Source organism: uncultured Leptotrichia sp. (genome assembly GCF_938036635.1).
GTDB lineage: Bacteria > Fusobacteriota > Fusobacteriia > Fusobacteriales > Leptotrichiaceae > Leptotrichia > Leptotrichia hongkongensis.
Genome location: NZ_CALHQO010000418.1, coordinates 1 through 2,471 on the forward strand (window position 1 = coordinate 1; position 2,471 = coordinate 2,471).

General features: G+C 32.2%; 2 protein-coding genes. Both read right to left on the reverse strand.

What is annotated here, in order from left to right:
* Positions 1-433: 433 nt before the first annotated feature.
* Positions 434-1,399, reverse strand: a complete 966-nt coding sequence (locus Q0370_RS08370; RefSeq protein ID WP_299574548.1) for an ABC transporter permease — start codon at positions 1,397-1,399, stop codon at positions 434-436.
* Positions 1,399-2,376: an ABC transporter permease gene (locus Q0370_RS08375; protein WP_299574550.1), complete on the reverse strand. Its 978-nt coding sequence runs from the start codon at positions 2,374-2,376 to the stop codon at positions 1,399-1,401. The genes Q0370_RS08370 and Q0370_RS08375 overlap by 1 nt, the downstream gene beginning before the upstream one ends.
* Positions 2,377-2,471: the final 95 nt, after the last annotated feature.

A 2,471-nucleotide genomic window follows, 5' to 3' on the forward strand; every position in this document is an offset into this window, starting at 1 on the left:
CTACCTGATATGCGGCTGTTGCCGTGCCCCAAATGAAATTCTGCGGGAAACCGATAGTCATAAGCGCACTCATCCTTTCGTACCCCCATTGTCCTGACGTTTCGGGCGCACAGGGTCATGGAGACGGATGCCTCCTCATGAAGCCATCCGTATTGATGAATAAGAAATTACTTGATACACTAAAACAGGCAATAGTAATTTAATAAAAATACTTGCTCTTTCAGAAAAGTTTTTTCCTTGGTACATATGTTCTCTCCTTTATATATTTTTTCTTTTTTATAACGTAAAGGGGATCAATCGCCATCCCCTTTACAATCCCCGCTTGTCTAAGCATTTTTTGAAAACAAAATTGAAACTCGCTACGTAAAACTTCGCTCAAACAGTCAATTTTATTTCCAAAAAATCACGACATTTTTATAAAATTTTTAAATTTTTAATCTCTTAATTTTGGATTTAACGCATCATTTAAAGCATCTCCAACTATATTAAATGCCAATGTAATTAATGAAATTACAACTGATGGAATAATGAATAAATATGGATATGAAGTCATATTTACGAAACCATCAAATACCAAGTTTCCAAGTGAAGCCTGTGGAATTGGTACTCCAAGCCCAATGAAACTTAAAAATGCTTCAGTAAAGATAATGTTTGGTATATCTGTTGTAAGTCTTATTATTATTACACTTAATGTATTTGGAATTAAATGTTTTAGAGTTATCCATAAAAAGTTTCCACCAAGTGATTTTGAAGCTAATACAAACTCATTTTCCTTTATTTTTAGGACTTCTCCACGTACTAACAGTGAATAATTTAACCATCTTGTCAGTGACATTGCGATAATTATTGTTTTTACACTGTTTCCCATTACAACCATTAACAAAATTATATAAATCATTGATGGAATAATTAATAATATTTCTACAATTCTAGTCATTATCGTGTCAATAATCCCACCAAAATATGCTGATACAGCTCCATAAATTGTTCCGAAAACAACACAGATTGCAGCTGTTATCAAAGATAATTCCATTGAAATTCTTATCCCTTGTGAAAGTCTTGCAAATAAATCACGTCCTAAATTATCAGTTCCTAAATAATGTCCTTTTGCAATCCCTTTCGCTGGACTTAAAAATTTAGCTGATAAATCTTGAGCCCTATAAGAATATTTTGTCAAACTTTGTCCAAATATTGCTAAAAACAAGAAAACAAGAGTTATTCCCAAAAATGACAAAGCTAATTTATTTTTCTTGAATCTTCTCCATCCATCCTGCCAGAATGTTAAACTTGGTTTGTAGATTACTTCGCTTTGATTAGTGTCAGGACCTACAATTTGAAAGTCTTCAGGTGTTGGGATATAATCATTTTCAGTTATGATTTTTTTTATGTTTTCTGCCACTATACCTCATCTCCTTTTCCAAGTTTAATTTTAGGATCAACTAAAACATATACAATATCTACAAGTATCATCATAACAATTAGGAATATTGCATAAAATACCGTAACTCCAAGTACCATTGTATAATCCCTGTCATTGATACTGTCAACGAAATATTTTCCTAATCCAGGAATTGAAAACATCTTTTCAATTACAAACGATCCTGTAAGAACTGCCGCAATTGTTGGACCCATTATTGTAATAATTGGTAAAATTGCATTTCTTAAAGCGTGTCTAAATACGATATTTTTTGGTTTTACTCCTTTTGCAATAGCCAGCCTTATATAGTCCTGCCCCATTACTTCTATCATTTTATCTCTTAATAAACGTGCAATTAATGCCACTGTGTAAAGTCCAAGTGCAATAACTGGCAATATTTTTTTCTCAGGTCTGTCCCATCCAGATAACAAAATTCTTACAAGAGGTAGGTTATACTTATCAATCAAAATACCGTTATGCACATCAACAAAATACTTCTGCATAAGTCCCGCCAATACAAAACTTGGAACAGATATTCCAATTATTGCAACAATCATTGAAAGCCTATCTTGAAATTTTCCTCTTTTAAGAGCTGCAATAATTCCAAGCGGAATTCCAAGAGCTAGTGCAAAGATAATAGATCTGGCTCCTAAATCTGCAGATGTCAGAAAACTTTTGTTAATAACATCATTAACAGTTCTTCCACGAACTTTCATGGATGCTCCCAAATCTCCTTTTGCTATGTTTTTTAGATATTCAACATATTGTTCCCCGAGTGGACGATCCAAATGGTATTTTGCCATTAGATTTTCCTTTACTTTAGGTGGAATCGCTTTTTCACTTTGAAACGGATCACCAGGTAACATATGTATCAGAAAAAATGTAATAGTAATAACTAGCCACAACGTTACAAGCCCCATTGCGATTCTTTTAATTAAAAACTTTAAAATATTTTTCATACTCGCTTCCTTTCGCTAAAATTTTATATATGTATATTATATCTTATATATAGTAATATTTGCAAGCAAATTTATTTATAAAAATATTTTTTTAC